Source organism: Leptolyngbya sp. CCNP1308, from assembly GCF_034932455.1.
Lineage (GTDB): Bacteria > Cyanobacteriota > Cyanobacteriia > Phormidesmidales > Phormidesmidaceae > Nodosilinea.
Map to the genome: position 1 here is coordinate 1 of NZ_JAYGIH010000007.1, position 14,986 is coordinate 14,986.

The following is a 14,986-nucleotide window of genomic DNA, read 5'->3' on the forward strand; positions in this document are numbered from 1 at the left end:
GGCCAACCCCCAACGATTACCCAACGCTACTATCTCGTTAACCTCGAAGCGGGCGTGGAGCGCTTTGCTCAAGCCACCCGTAGCCATTGGGGCATTGAGAATAATCTCCGCTGGTGCCTGGATGTGGTTTTTCATGAGGATGACTCCCGCATTCGCAACGGCTATGCCCCCCCAGACCATGGCTGTCATTCGGCACGTGGTGCTCAACCTGCTCTCCCGAGAATCCTCAGCCAAGGTTGGTAAGAAGGCGAAACGCCTCAAAGCCGGATGGGATAATACTTATCTCACCAAAGTCCTGGCCGCGGCAGGGTGAGTATGCGTTTGCCTTGCCGCCAAAGGCTATCGGCTGGTGGGCTGCAACCAGTACGGCTACAACGCCTTCTTTGTCGCCAACGGATTGGGTGACGAGCTGCTACCTGAGGTATCGGTGCAGTCGTGCCTTACCCATCCTAAAGTATTGCAGGGCCAAAAAGAGCGTCTGCCAGCGGTAGAAAAGCTGCCTTGGGTCGAGATGTAGCCCCATCTGTTGATTTAGTTAAACAGGCTACGCGATCGCCGCCATCCTGGGCAGACTAGAACCAGCAGGCCGCATTGCCCTTTCGCAGGCGCTGCCTACTGTCCTTTACCCAAAGGCCCTGCCCCCATGCCATCGTTTCCCACCGCCACCGCCGCTCAGCTCTCCCCCGTGCAGCAGATTGTCCACAACAGCGAAATGCTGGCGCTGATTCTCTCCCACCGCTTTGCCGAGCCGGGTATTCACTTCTTTACCCCCAACGAGCTATCGCAGCAGCTCGCCTATATGAAGTACGACGCTGGCAAAACCATTCCGGCCCACGTTCACAACCCCGTGCACCGCGACGTGTTTCACACCCAGGAAGTGCTGTTCATCAAAAAGGGCAAGCTGCGGGTCGATTTCTACAGCCAAGAGCAAGAGTACCTAGAGAGCCGCGTGCTAGAGGGCGGCGACGTGATTTTGCTGGTGACGGGCGGCCACGGCTTTGAGGTGATCGAAGACTTGGAGATGGTCGAGGTCAAGCAAGGCCCCTATATGGGCGACCAAGACAAAACCCGCTTCTCTGGGATATCGTCTAGCCAGGCCACCATTACAGGCTAGGCAGCTATGGCGTTTATTCCGGTCAACGAGCCCGCCCTCAACGGCAACGAAAAAAAGTACCTACTAGAATGCCTCGACACCGGCTGGATTTCGTCAGAGGGGCCGTTTGTCGATCGCTTTGAAACCGAGTTTGCCCAGCGGGTGAATCGCCAGCACGGCGTGGCGGTGGCCAACGGTTCCGCCGCCCTCGATGTGGCGGTGGCCGCCCTGGGCCTGGGGCCAGGCGACGAGGTGATTTTGCCCACGTTTACGATTATTTCCTGCGCAGCGGCGATCGTGAGGGCTGGAGCCAAACCCGTCGTCGTCGATGCCGACTCGACTACGTGGAATATGGATGTGGGCCAGGTCGAAGCCTGCATTACCCCCCAGACCAAGGCGATTATGGTGGTGCACATCTACGGCCTGCCGGTGGATATGGAACCGCTGCTGGCGATCGCCCAGCGCCACCACCTGGCCATCATCGAAGACGCTGCCGAAATGCACGGCCAAACCTACCGGGGACAGCCCTGCGGCAGCTTTGGCGACATCAGCACCTTTAGCTTTTACGCCAACAAGCACATCACCACGGGCGAAGGCGGCATGGTGCTCACCGACGATGCGGGGTTAGCGGAACGCTGCCGCTCCCTGCGGAACTTGTGTTTTCAGCCCCAGCAGCGCTTTGTCCACGAAGAGCTGGGCTGGAACTTTCGCCTGGGCAATCTGCAAGCGGCCCTGGGGGTGGCCCAGCTAGAGCAGCTCGACGGCTTTGTTGCCCGCAAACGTGCGATCGGGCGGCGCTACACCGAGGGCTTGGCCGGGATAGCGGGACTACAACTGCCGCTGGCCAGTACCGACTACGCCGAGAATGTCTACTGGGTCTACGGTTTGGTGCTCGACGACGAGGTGCCCTTTGATGCCACTGAGGCCATGCAGCGCCTCAAGGCCCAGGGCATTGGCACCCGGCCATTTTTCTGGCCCATGCACGAGCAGCCTGTATTCCACAAAATGGGGCTGTTTGAGGGCGAAAAGCACCCCGTGGCCGAGCGCATCGCCCGGCGGGGCTTCTACCTGCCCAGCGGTTTGGCCCTCACCGATGGGCAAATCGACCAAGTGATTACTACCGTTCAGGAGGTGATGGCGTGAGCGTGTTCAATGCCTATGCCCAGTACTACGACCTGCTGTATCAGGACAAAGACTACAAACAAGAGGCCGACTTTATTCAGCAGCTGCTTCAGACCCATGCCCCTACGGCCCAGCGCCTGCTAGAGCTGGGCAGCGGTACCGGTCGGCACGCCGAATATTTAGCTGAACGGGGCTACCAGGTTACCGGGGTCGAGCGCAGTGAGGAGATGCTGGCCCGCTGTGGCGAACGGCAGGCTGGTCAATCTAGCCAAGTTGCCAAGCGGCTCAGCTTCCTCCAGGGCGATTTGCGGGAGGTGCGGCTAGAGCAAACCTTTGACTGTGTGCTGTCGCTGTTCCACGTGATTAGCTACCAGACCAGTAACGCCGATTTGGCGGCGGCCTTTGCCACTGTAGCCCAGCACCTCAAGCCGGGGGGTGTGTTCATTTTTGATGTGTGGTACGGGCCTGCGGTGCTGCACGACCCACCAGCGGTGCGGGTCAAGCGCCTGCGAAACGAGAGCCTGGCCATCACCCGCATTGCCGAGCCGGTGCTGCACCCCAACGACAACATTGTGGATGTGAACTATCAGGTTTTGCTCCAGCCGTCGGACACCGACACCTGGCAAGAGCTGCGCGAACTGCACCGCATGCGCTACCTGTTTAAACCCGAGCTAGAGCTGCTGCTCCACCAGGCAGGGATGGATCTGGTGACCTGCGGCGAGTGGATGAGCGATCGCCCCGCCGGGCTAGACACCTGGGGCGTCTACTTTGTTGCCGTGAAGTCATGAAGGTTGCGATCCCGGTTTCCTCAGCGTTTCCGTCAGCCGGGGGCGGCTACACCTTTGAGTCAGAAATTGTGGCGGCGCTGATCGACCTGGCCCCGGCGATGCGCCACCAGATTACGATTTTTAGCGGGGCTCAGGGCGACGGAGCCGTGACCCCTCACCCCAATCTCACCATCCTTCACCCCCCCAGCCAGTTGATGACGGGGGCTGGCCCGGCGGCGCTGCGGTGGGGTATGGATCTGGCCTACACCAGCGGTTCCCCCAAGCTGGCCAACCAGGCCGACAAGGTTCAGGCCGTCTTTGTGCGGCGCTTTCTTCAGCAAAACCACTTCGACTTTTGCTGGGTGCTGGCCCCTGCCGCGCTAATTCAGTGCCCGACTCGCCATATTCCCTACGCGTTGACGATCTGGGATTTGCAGCATCGGCTTCAGCCCTACTTTCCCGAGGTGAGCCAGGGGCGCGAGTGGGGCAAGCGCGATCGCTTCTACCGGGCGAACCTGCCTCGGGCCACCTACGTAGTTACCGGCACTGAGCGAGGCAAGACTGAGATCGATCGTTTTTACCAAATTGCCCCCGAGCGCATTCAGGTGATTCCGTTCCCAACGCCGAGGTTGGGGGATGCAATTGCGAACCACGCTTCCACAAAGGAAGAATTTCTGGCTCAGCACGGTTTACCCAGCCAATACTTCTTTTACCCGGCCCAGTTTTGGCCCCACAAAAACCACTACACCTTACTCAACGCCTTCAAAACATTGGTCGATCAGCATGGTGCAGATGTTGCCCTGGTACTGACGGGCTCCGACAAGGGCAATGCAGGCTACATCAAGCAGCTAATCCAGGATCTAGACCTCGCTGCTAGGGTACACATCCTGGGGTTTGTCTCGAAGGCAGACTTGGCCAACCTCTACAAGCACGCCCTGGCGCTGGTGTTTCCCACCCACTTTGGCCCAGACAACCTGCCGCCTTTGGAAGCATTTTCCCTGGGCTGCCCGGTGATTGCCTCCGATGTACCAGGGGCTGCGGAACAGCTGGGCGATGCGGCTCTACTGGTCGATCAGCGCGATGTTACCCAAATGGCAAAGGAAATGAAATCGCTTTGTGAAAACGAAGCCTTACGTCATAGGCTGATTCAAAAGGGCCTAACGAGGGCGAAAAGCTGGCAACCCCAGGACTATGCAAAGCGGCTGATCGCGCTTCTGGATGAGTTTGAGAGTATTCGCTACTGCTGGCCCAACAGCACCAGTCACCCTGGTAACACCTAAGTTCTTATGGATGACAAGGCATACGTTCTAATTCCGGTGCACAACCGCAGGGCGATTACCCTGGGCTGTTTGCAGGATCTCGATCGCAACGGCGACCTGACCCGCCACCGGGTAGTGGTGATCGACGATGGCTCCACCGATGGCACCGGGGAGGCGATCGCCAACCAATTCCCCACCGTGACGGTGCTGGCGGGCGACGGCAACCTGTGGTGGACAGGGGCAATGCGGTTGGGGATGGAATATGCGATCGCCCAAGACGCAAATTACCTCATTTGGCTCAACGACGACTGCCGCCTGGCCCCCGATACCTTGGATGGGCTAGTGCAGTTTTGCGCCGATCATCCCTGCGCCATTGTTGGTGCCCAGGGGTTTGAGCAGGACGATCGCGATCGCCTCTCCTTCGGCGGCAAGCGTAAAACCTGGCAGGGCTACCGTTTTCTGAGCCTGCCCCCCGGCCAAACCTGGCCCTGCGATCTGCTCAGCGGCAATTTGGTCTGTCTGCCCAGGGCGGTGGTGGATGCGATCGGCTACCCCGATCCGCAAACCGGCCCCCACTACGGCGGTGACTCGCTGTATCTGCTGCGCGCCCAAAAAGCCGGGTTTCAGCTCTGGGTGGATAGCCGCTACACCGTCACCAACCACGCCGCCGAGGCGCGCCTGTGCCCCAGCGATTGGCTAATGACCCCCGGAGACCCGTGGCAGCTGGTGCGGCTAGCCTTTAACCCCTACTCGGGGTTGAGCTGGCGGCTGTGGTGGCGGCTCAACTGGCTGGCCTTTGGCCCTTGGGGAATAGTGATGTTTCTCAAAAAGTACCTCTCCATTTTCCCCCTTACCCTGCTACGGCTGCTGCCCGTCGCCACCCGCCAGCGGCTGTTTCGGCCGGGGCAAGTATCCTCTAACCAGCCAACCTGAGGGAGCACAATGGCCGATTCATCAACCCTGAGCGTTGTCATCACCTGCTACCGCGAAGGCGACCTGCTGCTAGAGGCGGTGGAGAGCGTGCGGCGGCAAACCCAGCCGCCTCTGGAGATTGTGATTGTCAATGACGCTTCGCCAAGCGATCGCACCAACCAGATCTGCCGCCAGCTAGAGACTGAGTCAGACATTACCCTAGTGTGGCAGACCGTCAACGGCGGCCCCTCGATAGCCCGCAACGCCGGGTTCGCGGCGGCCCAGGGAGACATTTTGGTGCCCCTCGACGCCGACGATCTGCTGCCTGTCGATGCCCTCAGCCACATACAACAGGCCTTTGGGGCCCATCCCGATGCGGGGTTTATCTACGGCAGCTACCTGTGCCAGCGCCATCCAGGGGACACCCGCATGGTCAAAGCAGCGCCAATTTCGCTCAACTCTCTGCTGCGATCGCGACGGTTTTCGCTCAGCACCAACTGGACGCTGATTGGCACTGCCCCCCTGCGCAAATCCCTGTGGGAGACGGTGGGCCACAGCGACCCAGCACTGGGGGCCGAAGACCTCCACGACCTGGAGTTTTGGGTGCGGGCCATGGCCCTACCCTGCGGCTACTACAGCACCCCAGCGGTGATTTACATCTGGCGTAAGTACTTAGGCAGCAACAGCCGCAAAGTCAACCCCATGTCGTGGTACCGCGTCGCCCAAAAACACTTTGAGGTCTATCGTCAAAATGGGTTAGAGTACCGGGCCCACGAACTGCTGCTGCTGGGCAGCAAATGGAGTAATCATAGGGAAGACATTCGTCGTCATCGCCGCGATCTGCTAGCCTGCATCGCTCGCGGCAATTTTCAGCTCTCGTCGCTGATCGCTCTGGCAATACCCGCTGGTTTATTTCAGCCCATGGCTCAACTGGCCAAGCGGTTTCGCTGAGACCTGCAACAGACCTCAATTTCAGATCCTGGTTGAAAATTCTCCGTTCATAGGAACATAGCAGACTGTATTGCTCTATCCCCGGCGCGCATAAAAGCGGAATATACGCACAAATACCCCATCAACAATTCGGTAATTTTACAGTAGAAATAATTAGCTTCATATAAGCTTCACGTAGCATTTGGAACCTTAAAGGCATCAGTAGGGGTCTATTAAAGTGACTCATTTGCCTAGGGATTACACCATAATGAAACAGCAACATGGAGCATTTAGCCTATTAGGAGCAGCGGCTATTAGCACGCTGGCGTTTCCCGCTTTTGCCAACACTGCCACTCAGCAAACTGGCACACAGTCGGCAACTATTAATGGCAGCAATAACCAAGTCATTCAGGTTATTAATCAGGTCAATATTAGCCATCCTGGCCTGGGCCGAGGGCTAGGCAATAACGATCGCCGCACCACCGTGCAGGGCACTGTACAGGACAGCTACCAAGGTGCCACTGTCGATGGCAACGGCAATAGTGTCTACCAAGAAACCAATCAAATTAATCAGCAGCAGACGCCAGGCCGCACTGGGCCGGGCCGGGGTAACAGCGCTCGCCATCAAGACGATGACGACGATAATGAGCGGGGCAATAGACGCGATCGCGGCCAGCGGCGGGGGCATGACCGCGATCGCGACAATGACGACGATGATGATTAAACTGCTTTGCAGTTAGCCTTATAGATCGCCTTAGCCATTTCCATTACTCAACCAAGCAATTTGCTTAAGGATTGCTGGTTTGATGCTGCCATAGAAAGTCTGCGGCAGAAAAGCGAAGGCTTATCCATCTGTAGTCATGGAAAAATTGCTAATTGCCTAATTCTTAAAGAGTGTAGGCAATTAGCTAGTAATCCATAGCTTACTTTTTCTCTTGGGGTTAATTTTAATCTCCAAAGGTTTGTGCGCCTTTGGAGATTTTTGTTGGCTCATAATCACAAAAGTTTATTTTTTAATTTCCGGAACCTTTGCGTATTTTCACGGGTCATAGGGGGTGTGAATCGATGAAAATGGATGCCAATTAAGAAGCGCAAAAAACTGCTCTTAAAATCAAATCCTTAGTAGTTGAATTCACGAGTTCACTCATTTTCACAATTAATCGTTGAGGACGTTTCAATGCTGAAGCACATCTCTACTCTGGGTCTACTGGGTTTTGCTGCTCTGGGTTTTGTGGCCATGCCCGCCAGCGCTGACACCGCCGTAGTGCAGCAGGGCACCCAAGATATCTATATTCAAGGGGACGGCAACGCTACGGTGCAGCGCAGCCAGCAAGTCAACCGCATTGAGACCCGTGGCCCCGCCGGTCGGCGGGTAGAAAGCACGGGCATTGTGCAAGACATCTACCAGACCGGCACCGTGGTGGGTGACGACAACGCCGCCTACCAAGAGAGCAACCAGGTCAACGTCATTCGCGAAAGCCGTCCCGACAACCGTGGTCACGGTCGGGGACATGGCCGTGGCGGTGCCCGCATCGACGTTCGGAACTAGCCCTTAACTGAGCCACCGCACGCAGAGTCTCTTCTGCGTGCGGTGGCTCCGCCGCACATTTCCTGCTATTGCAAGGAGACGACCATGATGATTTCAACTCTAAAGGTGGGCCTGGTGGGGGCGATCGCCCTCGCTGCCCTAGCACCCGCCGCGATCGCCAGCTCGGTGTCAATCACCACCGACCGGGTGCAGCTTCAGGTGGGCAACAATGGGCAGGTCTACATCCGCACTCTGGCCGACAATGATGGCCCGCTAAGTTTGCCACGTCCGGCGGCAATCGCCCCCCAGGCCGATGGCATTCTGCCGCTGCCCAGGGCCAACTTTGCGCCGGGCTGCACAGCGCGATCGCATAGCTCCCTCGCCACTCGGTCTACGCCGGGGGGCAACGTGGTCTACAGCGAAAACCGCAGCACCACGCGGGTGTGCCAGTAGCCCTGGCCTCGTTCAAACCCTCTATACCGTGCCGTAACTATGATTAAACCTCAGTATCTGCTGGGGCTCCTCTGTGCTGGGGCCCTAGGGTCGTTTGCCCCAGAGGCCTTGGCCCAGTGTGTGGTTGCCGATGTATCTATTCAGGCGGCCATCCACGGCGGCAACCGACCCGCCGAACAGGTCAATGATGTCGCCATTGATGCCGAAGGCCGCTGCGTGGGCAATACCAGCGTCAGTACCAACCGCCAAATTCAGGTGGGGGGCACTGGCGAAGTGCGCCAGACTCGCCAGAGTCGCCACCAGCTGCGCGGCTCTGAACAGAGCGCTGGTTCAGCCTCGGGGCCAACCGTAGCTGTGCCTGTCAATGTCCAGGTCGATGTGTATAACCCTGCCGAACGCCTGCGGCGGTAGTGATTACCCAGGGGAGGGAACCTGATGGCCAAAGACAGTGTCTATCTAGCCTGACTTGGTCGGGGTACGAGCACCGGTTTTTGCAGGCTGTGTCGCTTATTTATGGCCATGGTAACCTGGCCGAGCTTGCGCCTATAGCTAGTCCTGGTGCGGCCTTCCCCTTTTCCTGGAGATGTCATTGTCATGAAACATCCGTCGGCCCTTGGGGTTTCTCTGTTGATTTTGGTGGCGGTTACTGCGGCGGTGGGGCCTTCCTCAGCCAACGGTAATCAGTCGTTTGGGGTTTCCTACCAGGCTCTGAGCGCCATTTTGTCTAAGGCCAGCGCCAAGGATGTTATGGATTCCTACCAACGCCAAACCAATACTATTAGTCTCGATCGCGCCAATTTAGACGAGCCCCATCTACTTTCTGTCAGCGTGCCGGGGGGCGCATCCCTGCAGGGCTATATTGAAATCGATGGCCACACCCGAGTGCCCCTGGGCACCAATTCAGAATTTGTCGATGTCAGCCCCTACCTGAGCGAGTCGATTACCCGCGTCACCATTGTGGGCAGCTACTCGCCCGCCTCAGCCTCGGTGGCGATCGCCTTTAACGGCCCCAATACGGTGGTGCAGCAGCAGACCGGCGGCACCGGACGCATTAACTACCAGCTCAATTTGCTGGTGCAGTAGGATTGAGAGAGGCTTGACTACCTGGCTTCATCTCACACAGGGGCCAGGCAGTTAGCATAGAACCCTTTTATTCTGGGTGTGGTTGCACTTCCACAAACCTGCAAATTTGCCGATGAAAAGCCAGCTGCTGAGCCTTTCCTACGAAATTGAACTTCAGCCGGGAGAGGCATTTTCCCTACCGCCAGATTGGGTATCTGCCCTTGGGGCAGGTCGTGGGAAAGTGCCCATAGAACCTCTAACTGCTGAGGCGATCGCGCCCCTTGCCCGCGACCATCAGGCATTCTTAAACAGCTATGCGGCTGAAGACGAAGGTCTGTATTCTGCATGACGATGTCGTCGGGTAATCCGAAGCTTCCTAACAACACAACCCGGAGCAGACGGGGCTATTCTGACTATTCCAAGGAGGCGATGGGGTGCGATCGCGCCGCCAGGTAGGCCCGGTAGCCTCGTCGCGGGTTCCAGGTGATGGCTCCGTCGCGCTCGGTGCAGAAAACCTCTATGCCCCGCCGCTTGAGCCTGTCTTCCGTAGCGGGATCAATGGTGGCAGACGAGGCGATCGCCACCTTTGGCCCAATCGCGGTAATCACCTCCTCCGCCAGCGCTTCCCCATGCCACCACAACACCTCGCTTTGTAGGCCAGGGTGCGCCGCTACCCAGGGCATTTGCTGCTCGGGGGATAGCTTGGGTAACAGCAGCCAGTGGTGGCGATTCAGCAGATCCAGCTTCAGACCCCGCGCCCCATCCTGTAGGTACTGCACCCGCTGACGGCTCACCGGCTGCACCTGGCCTGCGGTCAGCGGGTGAAACTGTTTGACCGCAGGGGCCACCGCCAGGGCTGAGCTAGCGCCATAGAAATTGCGAATCGGGGTTTTCTCAGCAATGGTGCGCCAGTTGTCGCGATCGCTGTCGTCGCCGTGAATAGCGCTGGTGAGCTGGTTAATGCCCGCCTGCCGCAGAAAAGGCACCACGGTGTAGAACGCGGTTTTGTCGGTGCCGCTGTTGATCATCAGCGGGGAACGCCCATCCTGCACCACCATCACCGCATCGCTGCCCGCCGCCAGCACCGTCACCTGAGAGAGCGTTGCCCCTCGGTACAGCAGCGGCCCCAGGGACATAACAACAATCAGCAGGGCGATCAGTCCCCGTCGCCGCACCGCCCCCCAACCCCACACCCAGAAAAGACCGTAGAGGCCAACCATCTGCACCAGCGAGATGTGGCCCGTTGCCAGGGCACTGCCGGGTAAGCCAACTTCCCATCGCACGAGGGCAATTAGAATCTGAGTTGGCAGCCACAGGGGCCAGGCTAGCAGGCCCCCCAGCCACGGCCATACTGCCGCCGCCAGCCCGCTGGCCATACCGCCTAGACTGATCACCATCACCAGGGGCGTAGCGACAATATTGAGCAGAATGCTGTAGGTGGTGAGGGTGTTGAAATAGAACAAGGCCAGGGGAATCGTCCACAGGTAGGCGGCCAGGGGCACCGCCGCTACCGCCGCCAGCGTGGTCGGCAGCCACTCCAGCTTTTCGGTAATCGGCGTCACCGCCACCATCAGCCCCAGGGTGGCCATCACGCTGAGGCGAAAGCCAATGTCGTCAATCCAGGTTGGGTTGAACAGCAGCAGCAGAGTGACCGCCAGCAGCAGACAGCCTAGGGGTTTAATGCTGCGCTCTAGGGCAATGCCGGCCAACACCGCCGCCCCCATGACCGCCGCTCGCATGACGCTGGGCTGTACGCCGGTCAGCAGCACAAACACCACCAGAGCGGTTGCCCCCGCAACCACCTTGGTCGTCACCGGGTGGGGCAGCCGGGAGGCGATCGCCCGATGGCCCACCATCGCCAGCACCACCCCCAAGATCAGCGACACCTGAAACCCGCTGGCCGCCAGGGTGTGGGCCATGCCCGCCTGCATAAACATATCTTGAATGTCGTAGGGCACATTCACCGCCTGGCGGCCCAGGGCCATGGCGCTAACCAAAGGCCCGACCGGGCTGCCCAGTCGAGCCGCTTGGGCACGGGCGATGCGCTGCCGCAGCCGCCACAGTGCCCACCGGGGCGGTATCTGGCCCTGGTCGGGCAGAATGCGATCGCCCACCAACCCAGCAAAACAGCGCTGGCTAGCCAAGTACTGCCGAAAGTTAAACGCATTGGGGTTCTTGGGCAGGGCCGGTTCGTAAAGCTGGCCCTGCACCTGCACCCGCTGCCCCGGAAACAGCCCTTCACTTTTCTCCAGCGGCACGGTGACATAGAGCCTGCCCCGCACCAGGCTGGGGATTCCCAAAGGATTGTTCTCGGCATCTAACCGGCGCACCTGGTTGGTGGTCAGCCAAAACTGCCCACGACCGCTGCGGGTCAGGCGAGGCAGCGTTTGCACCTCGCCCCAAACAATTTGCTGTGCCCCAGCCGCCTCTCCCTGGGTCAGCAGTTGGCTAATGTCGAGAGGGCCAGGAACCGGGTAACGCAGGCCGTAGTTGAGGGCAGCTAGGAGGGCGATCGCCCCTGCCCCCAGCCATAGCGCCGCCGTTGGCCCCCGCCGCCAGCGACGGGGCAGCACCAGGGCCGCTAAACCTGCTGCTGCGATCGCCCCAACACTGGCAACAGCCACCCCAACCCAGAGATTCAACCCCAGATGACGCACCCAAAGACTGACCCAAAGTAGCCCAGCGCAGTACGCGCTAGCCCACAGCGACCCCGCAATTCCGCCCATAGCTATTTCTCTGCACCTTGCACCCAGTTATTACGTTTAGAAAGCCCGAACCCAATGCTTGACTCACAGCCTTCCAGACGTTGGGTGGTTCCCAGATCGGACTATCCCTTGAGATGTAGGAAATCTCGTAGTTTGCGTTTCACGATTTTTAGTTGCCAACTTTTGAGAAATCAGTAGTATTAATCAGTGCTACATCCAGGGAGATGAGAACCATGACGCAATTGCCCTCTGGTCTATCCACCAGACCCGAGACTTTTGCTCCCGCCAGCGAGTCGAACCTTCGCCTGCAGCGGGCGGTAGAAAGTCTCAACCTCAACCTGGATGACGAACTGCACCGCTATCGGCAAGCCCGCTCGGGTCAGGCTGCCCCTACCCCGGCTCGCCTACAGCTGCGGCCCAACCGCAAACCTATCGACTTAATTACCGTCAAGGTCACCCCAGCGGCGACGGCAGCGGTAGCTCCACCGCCCCCGCCCAACGCCCGGCTGCAAGAAGTTCTCGGACAGGCTTCAGCGCCCAACGGCCAGGTCTACCCGCCCCAGGCCTCTGTCCACCAGGTGCGCCTTAGTCACGGCGGCACCCTAACCACCTATCGCCCGGCCCCAGACGAATATTTAGAAAGTACCGAAGCGCTCTTGGGCAGTCTGCCCACCGCTGGACACCACCCCGGCGAGCCCGAGTACGCCCCCTCGTTACTGCGCCAGCTAACCACTCCCTTGGGAATGGGGGCTCTGCTACTGCTACTGGTAACCAGCGCTGGATTTGGCTATCTGGTGACCTCGCCCCAGGCAATACAGCACCTGACCGACAACGCCATCACCCGCCGCCTTAAGGGTGCCCCCACCCCGACAGCAGACAACAATGCCGAAACCTCCGTAGCCCTAAACGGTATAGAGGGCCAGGGAGAGGACGGCTTCACGCCCCTTGGCCCCGATCTGTCAGAAAAAGAGTTTGCCTCCCTCGATCTGAACAACATCAGCACTCTGCCCTCCGCCGATTCGCCCAATTCACCCGCCGGAGCCGCCGCTCCAGCAGAAACCACTTCACCCACAATGGTCGAGGGTCAGCCCTTGCCAATCAACGGCCAGCGCCCCGGTGAGCCCAGAACTACCGGGCCTCGCCCTGGCGTGCTTACCCCGGCGGGGGGCAGTGGCGGGGTGCTGCGGGCCGAAATTGTGGCCGCTCCTAGAACCGCCGCCAGCCCGAGGCCAGCCGCGACCGCTGCCCCTGCGACGCGATCGGCTCCTGCCCCTGTCACCGCGCCTCCCGCTGTTCGCGTAGCGCCCCCTGCCGTCAATGCCCAACCCCCTCAACCCCTGGCCTCCAACCGAGCCCCAGCAGCACCTGCGACCCCTGTGGCTCCTCCCGCTGTAGCGCCTCCGGCCCCCATTACCCAGGCTCCGCCCCAGGCGGCAGCTCCTAGCTACTACGTGGTGACCGACTACAGCGGTGCCCAGTCCCTAGAGTCGGCCCGCAGCGCGGTGGGCGATGCCTACGTGCGCAATTTCTCCAGCGGCACCCGCATTCAAATGGGCGCGTTTTCCCAGCAGTCATCGGCCCAAAACCTGGTGAATCAGCTCCAGGGGCAGGGGATTCCGGCCCAGGTGATTTCGCCCTAAGTGGGGTAGTGGGTGGGCAGGTGAGCGAGTGAGTGGGTGGAATAACAGCTCAACTTATCCTTACCCCACCTACACAATCACCCACTTGCACATCTACCGGAACCCGCCTGTTATGCTGAAGCAAATCACCGTTGTGGGAGAGGCTCGATGGGGTTGTTTGATCGGGTATGGCGAGTTTTACGGGCTAACCTAAGTAGCGCCGTCAACCAGGCCGAAGACCCCGAAAAGGTGCTGGAGCAGGCGATGGCCGATATGCAGGCCAACCTGATTCAGCTGCGTCAGGCGGTGGCCCAGGCGATCGCCACCCAAAAGCGCACCGAGCGCCAGAGCGCCCAGGCTCAATCGACTGCCCAGGAGTGGTACAACCGCGCTGAACTCGCTATTGCAAAGGGTGAAGAAGACCTGGCTCGTCAGGCTCTTACCCGTCGCCAAACCTACCTGCAATCGGCCCAGGCCATGGATGCCCAGCTCGATCAGCAGCGCGACGTGGTCAACGGTCTCAAGGACAACATGCGGCGGTTAGAGGCCAAAATTTCTGACGCCCGCACGAAGAAAGACCTGTACATTGCCCGCGCCCGCTCTGCCGAGGCCTCCCAGCGCATTCAAGACATGCTGGGTCAGACCGGCACCAGCGGCTCGATCGCCGCCTTTGAGCGCATGGAAGAGCGGGTCATGGATTTAGAAGCCAAATCTGAAGCTCTCGAAGAACTTAGCGGCGACCCCCTAGAGCGCCAGTTTGCTGCCCTTGAAGGTGGATCGACCACAGTGGATAACGAACTGGCGGCAATGAAAAACCGCCTGGCAGGCCAGGGCGGAGCGCAGGATAGTCTGCCACCGTCGGCCTAGGGCGGAGATTAGTCATGACCACCACCGCCCAAAAACTGGCCTTTGAAGCTTACCTGAGCTATGGCGATGGTACCGACACCCGCTACGAACTGGTGGATGGGGAACTAATTCCTATGTCGTTGGGAACTGGGCGTCACGGGGCCATTGTCGAATTTTTGAACGATCAATTTCGGGACGAAATTGATCGGCAGGGGTTGCCCTGGACAGCAAAGGCCATGATGGTGGGTGTGCGTTCGCCTCGGGGTCGGCGTTAGGATACGTCTCGCATCCCCGATATTATCGTTCTACCCCAGGCCCAGTGGGATGCCATGGCCCATCGAGAAGCGGTAATCGATCTCCATGAACCACCGCCGCTGTTAGGGGTTGAAGTTATCAGCCCATCCACAGAGACGGACGATTACCGCTCTAAGCGGTCTGAATATGGGCTGCTAGAAATTCCTGAGTATTGGATTGTTGACCCCATCCAGAACCTGATCACGCTCTGCGTATTAGACCACCAGTTTTACGACTCAGCCGTGTTTCAAGGGAATGATCTGATTCAGTCGCCTACATTTCCCCATCTAGATCTTGCCGCTGCTCAGATTCTAGCGACGTAGGAAACAGACGGCCCCTACGGCAAATCTAGTTCAACCCCAAGGCCGGGGTCGCCCCTTAGATATCGGTTTGGCT

17 protein-coding genes and 1 pseudogene are annotated in these 14,986 nt (G+C 59.2%); 17 read left to right on the top strand and 1 reads right to left on the bottom strand.

From position 1 onward, the window contains the following. The first annotated feature begins 178 nt into the window (after window positions 1-178). From VB780_RS31335 to VB780_RS04995, 14 genes are all read left to right on the top strand, one after another. Window positions 179-313 (top strand): hypothetical protein, encoded by a 135-nt coding sequence (locus VB780_RS31335; protein WP_416349200.1) that lies wholly within the window; start codon window positions 179-181, stop codon window positions 311-313. Between the two features lie 36 nt (window positions 314-349). Further along, window positions 350-517 (top strand): hypothetical protein, encoded by a 168-nt coding sequence (locus VB780_RS04935; RefSeq protein WP_323350027.1) that lies wholly within the window; start codon window positions 350-352, stop codon window positions 515-517. Window positions 518-643: 126 nt separating this feature from the next. After that, window positions 644-1,114 (top strand): hypothetical protein, encoded by a 471-nt coding sequence (locus tag VB780_RS04940; RefSeq protein WP_323350028.1) that lies wholly within the window; start codon window positions 644-646, stop codon window positions 1,112-1,114. 6 nt (window positions 1,115-1,120) lie between these two features. Further along, complete coding sequence (locus VB780_RS04945) at window positions 1,121-2,236, top strand: DegT/DnrJ/EryC1/StrS family aminotransferase (RefSeq protein ID WP_323350029.1); 1,116 nt, start codon at window positions 1,121-1,123, stop codon at window positions 2,234-2,236. Then, window positions 2,233-3,003 (top strand): class I SAM-dependent methyltransferase, encoded by a 771-nt coding sequence (locus tag VB780_RS04950; RefSeq protein ID WP_323350030.1) that lies wholly within the window; start codon window positions 2,233-2,235, stop codon window positions 3,001-3,003. The genes VB780_RS04945 and VB780_RS04950 overlap by 4 nt, the downstream gene beginning before the upstream one ends. Continuing rightward, window positions 3,000-4,262 (top strand): glycosyltransferase family 1 protein, encoded by a 1,263-nt coding sequence (locus VB780_RS04955; protein WP_323350031.1) that lies wholly within the window; start codon window positions 3,000-3,002, stop codon window positions 4,260-4,262. Before VB780_RS04950 ends, VB780_RS04955 begins: the two co-directional genes overlap by 4 nt. 6 nt (window positions 4,263-4,268) lie before the next feature. Beyond that, a complete protein-coding gene (locus VB780_RS04960; RefSeq protein ID WP_323350032.1) occupies window positions 4,269-5,174 on the top strand; it encodes a glycosyltransferase family 2 protein in 906 nt (301 codons plus the stop codon). A gap of 9 nt (window positions 5,175-5,183) precedes the next feature. Beyond that, window positions 5,184-6,104 (top strand): glycosyltransferase family 2 protein, encoded by a 921-nt coding sequence (locus tag VB780_RS04965; RefSeq protein WP_323350033.1) that lies wholly within the window; start codon window positions 5,184-5,186, stop codon window positions 6,102-6,104. 247 nt (window positions 6,105-6,351) lie between these two features. Continuing rightward, window positions 6,352-6,807 (top strand): hypothetical protein, encoded by a 456-nt coding sequence (locus VB780_RS04970; protein WP_323350034.1) that lies wholly within the window; start codon window positions 6,352-6,354, stop codon window positions 6,805-6,807. A 453-nt stretch (window positions 6,808-7,260) separates the two neighbouring features. Continuing rightward, entirely contained in the window at window positions 7,261-7,632 is a 372-nt protein-coding gene (locus VB780_RS04975; protein ID WP_323350035.1) for a hypothetical protein, read from the top strand. 84 nt (window positions 7,633-7,716) lie between these two features. After that, window positions 7,717-8,064, top strand: coding sequence for a hypothetical protein (locus VB780_RS04980; RefSeq protein WP_323350036.1), 348 nt, complete (start codon window positions 7,717-7,719; stop codon window positions 8,062-8,064). A gap of 39 nt (window positions 8,065-8,103) precedes the next feature. After that, the gene (locus VB780_RS04985; RefSeq protein ID WP_323350037.1) at window positions 8,104-8,475 is read left to right on the top strand and encodes a hypothetical protein; all 372 of its coding nucleotides are present in this window, start codon (window positions 8,104-8,106) and stop codon (window positions 8,473-8,475) included. A gap of 183 nt (window positions 8,476-8,658) precedes the next feature. Then, complete coding sequence (locus tag VB780_RS04990) at window positions 8,659-9,147, top strand: hypothetical protein (RefSeq protein WP_323350038.1); 489 nt, start codon at window positions 8,659-8,661, stop codon at window positions 9,145-9,147. A gap of 112 nt (window positions 9,148-9,259) precedes the next feature. Further along, a complete protein-coding gene (locus VB780_RS04995) occupies window positions 9,260-9,475 on the top strand; it encodes a hypothetical protein (protein WP_323350039.1) in 216 nt (71 codons plus the stop codon). 64 nt (window positions 9,476-9,539) lie between these two features. Here VB780_RS04995 and VB780_RS05000 read toward each other — a convergent pair whose 3' ends face one another. Continuing rightward, window positions 9,540-11,852, bottom strand: coding sequence for a ComEC/Rec2 family competence protein (locus tag VB780_RS05000; protein ID WP_323350040.1), 2,313 nt, complete (start codon window positions 11,850-11,852; stop codon window positions 9,540-9,542). Between the two features lie 212 nt (window positions 11,853-12,064). Here VB780_RS05000 and VB780_RS05005 point away from each other — a divergent pair, with 212 nt between their 5' ends. From VB780_RS05005 to VB780_RS05015, 3 genes and pseudogenes are all read left to right on the top strand, one after another. Then, the gene (locus VB780_RS05005; RefSeq protein WP_323350041.1) at window positions 12,065-13,471 is read left to right on the top strand and encodes an SPOR domain-containing protein; all 1,407 of its coding nucleotides are present in this window, start codon (window positions 12,065-12,067) and stop codon (window positions 13,469-13,471) included. Between the two features lie 147 nt (window positions 13,472-13,618). Then, window positions 13,619-14,317, top strand: coding sequence for a PspA/IM30 family protein (locus tag VB780_RS05010; RefSeq protein WP_323350042.1), 699 nt, complete (start codon window positions 13,619-13,621; stop codon window positions 14,315-14,317). Window positions 14,318-14,331: 14 nt separating this feature from the next. Then, window positions 14,332-14,913: pseudogene (locus tag VB780_RS05015) on the top strand (Uma2 family endonuclease). Window positions 14,914-14,986 lie beyond the last annotated feature (73 nt).